The organism is Streptomyces albospinus (assembly GCF_014648695.1).
GTDB classification, from domain to species: Bacteria; Actinomycetota; Actinomycetes; order Streptomycetales; family Streptomycetaceae; genus Streptomyces; species Streptomyces albospinus.
The window spans coordinates 367,669-373,685 of sequence record NZ_BMRP01000001.1; the positions used below are offsets into that span (position 1 = coordinate 367,669).

Here is a 6,017-nt window from a genome sequence, read left to right on the forward strand (position 1 = left end):
GAGGGGCGACGTGGCCTGACTGCGGGGCTGCGCCTGAGCGGTGCGGTGGTCGTCGGCCGTTCGCGCCGCCGCCGGACGGGCGGCGACGCGAACGCGGTCCGGCTCCTCCGGTCAGTGCCCGCCGGGCACCCAGGGGGTCAGGTCGCGCGAGGCGCTGAACAGCCGGGGTGCGACGACCTTGAGATGGGATGGCGGATCCTGCCGGGTGGGTTCCAGGCAGAGGGTCTGGGTGCCCTCCGCATCGGGCAGTGGCTCGGCGGCCTCGTGCTCGGCCTCCTGGAACCCCGCGAAGCGGTAGGCGACTTCCATCATCCGGTTGCGCTCGGTTCGCCGGAAGTCGGCCGTCAGGGACTGGCCGGCCCGCGCGGCCTCGTCGGCGAGCCAGCGCAGCAGCGCCGCTCCCACACCGAAGGACACCACCCGGCACGAGGTGGCGAGCAGTTTGATGTGCCAGGCACCGGGACGCCGGTCGAGCAGGATCACGCCGATCGCGCCGTGCGGGCCGAACCGGTCGGTGAGCGAGGCGACCAGCACCTCGTGCTGCTCGTCCGCCACGAGGGAGCGCAGGGTCTGCTCCGAGTAGTGCACCCCGGTGGCATTCATCTGGCTGGTACGCAGGGTCAGTTCGTCGACCCGGGAGATGTCCTCGGCACCGGCTCGGCCGATGGTGAGCTCCAGGGCGAGGGAGCGCAGGAACTCCTCGTCGGTGCCCGCGTGTTCGGCGCGTTCGGTCTCCCGGCGGAGACCCGCCTGGTACATCTGCCGGCGGCGGCGGGCGTCGCCGGTCACCACGGCCGGGGTGAACTCCGGCCGGTCCGGTAGCGACAGGGCGTCCTCCGCCGGGTAGCACCGCACCTCGGGGTGGTGGAACTCCACCTCCGCGCGTTCGGCGGGCTGGTCGTCGATGAAGGCGATGGTGGACAGCGCGAAGTTGAGCTCGTCGGCGACGGCACGGACGGCGGCGGACTTCGCGCCCCAGCCGATGTGCGGCAGGAGGAAGTACTCGGCCAGCCCGAGCTTCTCCAGGCGCTCCCATGCCTGGTCGTGGTCGTTGCGGCTGGCGATCGACTGAAGGATGCCCCGCGCGTCGAGTGCGGTGATCACGTCGCGCAGGGCGTCGGGGACCTCGACGTCGTCGTTCTCCAGCAGCGTGCCGCGCCACAGGGTGTTGTCCAGGTCCCAGACCAGGCACTTGACGGTGACAGGCGGTTCCGTCACTTGCTCGTTCTCCTTTGCCGGGGCGGGTTTCATACTTCCCACAGCGTCACGGTCCAGGCCGCGACGGGGCTGTTGCTGAGCACCAGGACGTGCTGGCCGGGGTCCACCTCACCGCGGGCCAGCAGGCGGTCCAGGTTGAGGACGACGTCCATCGGGCCGAGGTGGCCGAACTCGGCCAGGTGCGTCGCGCACACCGGGTGGATCGGCAGGCCCAGGGAGATCCGGTAGAAGTCGTAGGCGCTGGCGGTGACGTTCTGCATCAGTGCGGCGGCCACGTCGTCCTGGCCCAGGCCCGCGTCGGCGAGGACCCGGTCGACCAGGTTGCCGAGCCGGTTGCGGCTCTGCATGGCGAGTTCGAAGGAGTAGCGGTCGTTGTCGGTGCACTCCTCGCGCCACTGCGACCAGGGCCGGTGCTTGTAGTCCACCTCGAACAGGTCGTGGAAGGAGCTGTCGACCTCCATCCGGTGTGCCTTCAGCACCGGTCGGCCGCCCCGGACCAGGGTCATCGCGAAGGCGCCGTCCCCGATCACGGTGACCGGTCGGCGGACCCGGTCGGCGGCGGTCGGGCGGCTGCCGTAGGTGATGAGGACACTCTTGCGGGTGGGGTCGCCCAGGAGCAGGTCCCGGCCCAGGCCCCAGGCCGCCGAGGAGCCGGCGCAGCCCAGTCCGTCGACCGTGAACGGGAACGTGCCGTCCAGCCCGGCGAGATGGGCGATCTTCCCGGCGTCCGAACCGATCAGTACGTCCGGTGCCCGTGATCCGATGTGCAGGAGGAGGTCGGGCACCTCCTCCTGCGTGGCCATGAGCTCCCGGCAGGCCCGGGCGGCGAGTTCGGTCGGTTCGGTGTCCGGGAAGATCCCGACCGTTTCGACCCCCGCCTGCTCGGCGAACTTCAGCTCCTCGTCGCTCAGCCGGGCCAGTTCGGGCAGGTCCGCGACCGGAACCCGTTCGTCCGGCAGCAGACAGTGCACCGACCCGATTCCGATGGCGTTCATACGGCCCCTTCCAGCGCTCGCTCCGCGAGGATGAGCTGGCAGATCTCCTCGCTGCCCTCGATGATCTGCATCAACTTGGCGTCCCGGTACGCCCGTGCCACCGGCTCGCCGTCCACCGAACCCGCCGAGGCCAGTACCTGTACCGCGGTGGCGGCGGACCGGGCCGCGTGGCCCGCGGCGACGTGCTTGGCGAGCACCGCGGCGGTGCTCAGCTCGGGGGACCGGTCGTCCCAACAGCCGGCGGCGTGCTCGCACACCCGGGTCGCGGTCTGCTCGGCGACCAGCAGCTCGGCCAGGTGCCGGGCGATCAACTGGTGCTCGGCCAGCGGCTTGCCGAACTGCTCCCGGTCGCGGGCATGGGCCGCGGCGGCGCGCAGACAGCTGCGGATGATGCCGACGCACCCCCAGGCGACCGACATCCGTCCGTACGTGAGCGCGAGGGTGGTGAGCAGCGGGAGCGACTGGCCGGTGCCCGAGAGCACCTGAGCGGCCGGCAGGCGTACGTCCTCAAGGAGCACGTCGGCGTGGCCGGCTGCGCGGCACCCCAACGGCTGGGGGACCGGGCGCACGGTGACGCCGGGCGTCGTGGTCGGTACCAGTACCGCGGCGGCGCCGTCCTGGTAGCGGCCGAACACCACCAGCAGATCGGCGTATCCGGCCGCGGTGGACCAGACCTTGTGCCCGTTCAGGACCACCGTGTCGCCGTCGTCCTTGACCGTGGTGGCGATGGCCGAGAGGTCGCTGCCGGCCTGCGGTTCGCTGAACGCCACGGCGGCGAGGTCGCCCCGGGTGAGGCGGGGCAGCGCCTCGGCGCGCTGCCGGCGGGTGCCGAACCGCTGGATGGTCCACGCCGCCATGCCCTGGGAGGTCATCACGCTCCGCAGCGAACTGCACAGCGTCCCTGCGTGGGCGGTGAGTTCGCCGTTCCGTCGGCTCGACAGGCCGGGGCCGCCGTACTCGGCGGGGACCTCGGCGCACAGCGCGCCCGCCGCGCCGAGCCTGCGGAGCACCTCCACCGGTATGGTGCCGGCCAGGTCCCAGGCGGCGGCCCGGTCGCCGACCTCCGCGCTGATCAGGCCCGGCAGGTCGTCACTCACCGGCGTCGGACCCGGTGAGTCGGAGCACGAGAGCGGTCATGTCGTTCACCGTGCGGAAGTTGTCGATCCTGAGGTCCGGTCCTTCGATGGCGAGGCCGAAGGACCGCTCGATGTGCACCACCAGTTCCATCGCGAACATCGATGAGACGCCGCCGTCGGCGAACAGGTCGGTGTCCGACTCCCAGCTGGTCTTGGTGCTCTTCTCCAGGAACTGCTTCAGCTCGGTCTCGACGTCTTCCGCCACGAACCGGCGCTCTGTGGTCGACTCGCTCATCTCGGCTTCCTCTCGGGCTTCTTGTGGATGAGGGTGAGGCCGTCCGCCACGGCGAGCATGGAGATGTCCACGCGTGCGTCGTCGCGCAGCCGGGTGTTGAGTTCGCGGATGGCCAGGGTGTCCGGGTCCTGTACGGCGGGATCGACGACCCTGCCGAAGAACAGGGTGTTGTCGAGCACCAGCAGCCCGCCCGGCCGCACCAGCGCCAGGGACTGCTCGTAGTACCGGGAGTAGTTGGCCTTGTCGGCGTCGATGAAGGCCAGGTCGAAGCTGTCGGGGCCGTTGTCCGCGAGGAGGCGGTCGAGGGTCTCGGCGGCGTCGCCGAGCCGCAGGTCGATCCGGTCGGCGACCTCGGCCCGCTGCCAGTAGCGTGCGGCGATCCGGGTCCAGCGCTCGCTGTTGTCGCAGGTGACCACCGTGCCGTGGGGAGGCAGGGCACGCGCCATGCACAGGCTGCTGTAGCCGGTGAAGGTGCCCACCTCCAGCACCTTCGCGGCCCCGGTCAGCCGGACCAGCAGGGCGAGGAACTGCGCCTCCTCCGGCAGCACCAGCATCGCCTGGAGCATCGGCATGCCTGCCGTCTCGGCGCGCAGGTCGCGCAGGACGTCGTCGTCGCGCAACGACATCTGCCGGACGTAGTCCCGGAGCCGGTCGTCGAGGATGAGCTGATCGGCCATCAGGCCACCGCGCCCGGGTAGGTGTAGAAGCCGCGCCCGTTCTTGCGGCCGTGCTCGCCGTCGCGCACCTTCTGGAGCAGCAGGTCGCAGGGGCGGCACCCCTCGTCGCCGGTGCGCCGGTGCAGGACCCACAGGGAGTCCACGAGGTTGTCCAGGCCGATCAGGTCGGCGGTGCGCAGCGGCCCGGTGCGGTGTCCGAGGCAGTCCTGCATCAGGGTGTCCACGTCCTCGGCCGTTGCCCGGCCCTCCTGCACGACCCGTGCCGCGTCGTTGATCATCCGATGCAGCACCCGGCTGGTGACGAAGCCGGGGCCGTCGCCGACGAAGACCGGGCGCCGGTCGAGCGCCGCGAGCACCCGGCCGACCGCCTCGACGGTCTGTTCGCCGGTGCGTGCGCCGCGGATGACCTCGACCGTCCGGATCAGGTACGAGGGGTTCATGAAGTGGACGCCGACCAGCCGTTCGGGGTGCGGCAGTCGGGAGGCGAGTTCGTCGACCGGTATGGAGGAGGTGTTGGTCACCAGCGCGGTGCCGGCACCGGTCGCCGCAGCGGCGTCGGCCAGTGCCTTGGACTTCAGCTCGGCGTCCTCGGTGACCGCTTCGATCACCGCATCGACGTCGTGAGCCTCGACGAGCGAGTCGCTGATCGTCAGATGCCCCTGCGGAACGTCCGGACGGGCTCCCATGAGCTGTGCCGTCCGCAACTCGTGATCGATCCTGGCGCGGGCCCCCGCCCGCTTCTGCGGGTCGGTCTCGACGAGGAGCACCGGAACGCCCTGGCCGAGGGCGAGTGTCGTGATGCTGACGCCCATGACACCGGCTCCCAGAACGGCCAGTCGCGCGGCCGGGTCTTCCATTGTCACCGCATACCTCCGTTACCTAGCGGTTGACAGCATGACTAATTGCATTGCTCAGGCATTAGGTTGAGGTTTTTGCTTTGCTCGGCACGTGACGATCCGGGAGCGGACCGAATTCTGCAAGGGGTCGACGGGGGCGTCGCCCGTAGCGGAGCGGTTGTGGTCTGGTGGGCGGGGCGGAAGGGGTGCCCCTGGACCGCCCCGGCGGTCGAGTCCGGAGCGTGGCGGTGCCGGTTCAGAGATCCGGAATGTTTCGTTCCATGAATCGCCGCACCGGTGGAATGCATGGGGGTCTGCGATGCGAACCCATATCCCTCCAGTGACATCCGCCAGCGTCTGGACCGTAGCATGATTGTTCTGGTGCGGCGGCGGAATCCATTGTTCCGGAAAGCTTCGACCGGTTCCCCGGCGGACTTCCTGGTCAGGTCAAAGGAGGTTGCCGTCGCAGTGGCCGTGACCTGCGACACCTTGGTGGCAATGCCCCAGGTGGGGCCTGGGGTTGTCCGAGCTGTCCCTTGATCGAATCGCTTGCCACGTCTTGAGAATCGATGTTACGTTCCCGTCCAGAGGAGCAAACGGGCGGTTTCTGCCTGAGTTGCCGACATCGGCGTGCCAACGGGGGTTTGACGATGCTGAGTTGCCGTAGTCCGCTCGTCCCTGCCCTGTTGGTGAAGAAGCCCGAAGGCAGTTCTCCGCATACCAATGACAGCGCCGTGTAGCCGGCCTGACACATCGCGTTCCACGATCGAAGTCACATAGCGTTCCGCGATCGAAGTACTGAAGTTTTCATTGGTGTTCATTTGTCGAACGTCTACTGAGCGCTGCCGTGCTTGACGGTGCGGCGCGGTGCGGTGGCCGGTCGCGATATCCGTTCAGCTATGTCACCCGGGCGAGACGAA

The 6,017-nt window shown here is 69.6% G+C and carries 6 protein-coding genes; all 6 read right to left on the minus strand.

Going from position 1 to position 6,017, the window contains the following annotated elements; all coding sequences use genetic code 11:
- Positions 1-111: 111 nt before the first annotated feature.
- From IEZ17_RS01865 to IEZ17_RS01890, 6 genes are read right to left on the minus strand one after another with little or no spacing between them, the layout of a single operon-like run.
- The gene (locus tag IEZ17_RS01865; protein WP_189296202.1) at positions 112-1,251 is read right to left on the minus strand and encodes an HAD-IIIC family phosphatase; all 1,140 of its coding nucleotides are present in this window, start codon (positions 1,249-1,251) and stop codon (positions 112-114) included.
- Entirely contained in the window at positions 1,248-2,213 is a 966-nt protein-coding gene (locus tag IEZ17_RS01870) for a 3-oxoacyl-[acyl-carrier-protein] synthase III C-terminal domain-containing protein (protein WP_189295595.1), read from the minus strand. The genes IEZ17_RS01865 and IEZ17_RS01870 overlap by 4 nt, the downstream gene beginning before the upstream one ends.
- Entirely contained in the window at positions 2,210-3,310 is a 1,101-nt protein-coding gene (locus IEZ17_RS01875; protein ID WP_189295597.1) for an acyl-CoA dehydrogenase family protein, read from the minus strand. The genes IEZ17_RS01870 and IEZ17_RS01875 overlap by 4 nt, the downstream gene beginning before the upstream one ends.
- Complete coding sequence (locus tag IEZ17_RS01880; RefSeq protein WP_189295599.1) at positions 3,303-3,584, minus strand: acyl carrier protein; 282 nt, start codon at positions 3,582-3,584, stop codon at positions 3,303-3,305. The genes IEZ17_RS01875 and IEZ17_RS01880 overlap by 8 nt, the downstream gene beginning before the upstream one ends.
- On the minus strand, positions 3,581-4,261 hold the full coding sequence (locus IEZ17_RS01885; protein WP_189295601.1) for an O-methyltransferase: 681 nt from the start codon (positions 4,259-4,261) through the stop codon (positions 3,581-3,583). Before IEZ17_RS01885 ends, IEZ17_RS01880 begins: the two co-directional genes overlap by 4 nt.
- The gene (locus IEZ17_RS01890) at positions 4,261-5,118 is read right to left on the minus strand and encodes a 3-hydroxyacyl-CoA dehydrogenase family protein (protein ID WP_189296204.1); all 858 of its coding nucleotides are present in this window, start codon (positions 5,116-5,118) and stop codon (positions 4,261-4,263) included. Before IEZ17_RS01890 ends, IEZ17_RS01885 begins: the two co-directional genes overlap by 1 nt.
- Between the last annotated feature and the right edge of the window lie 899 nt (positions 5,119-6,017).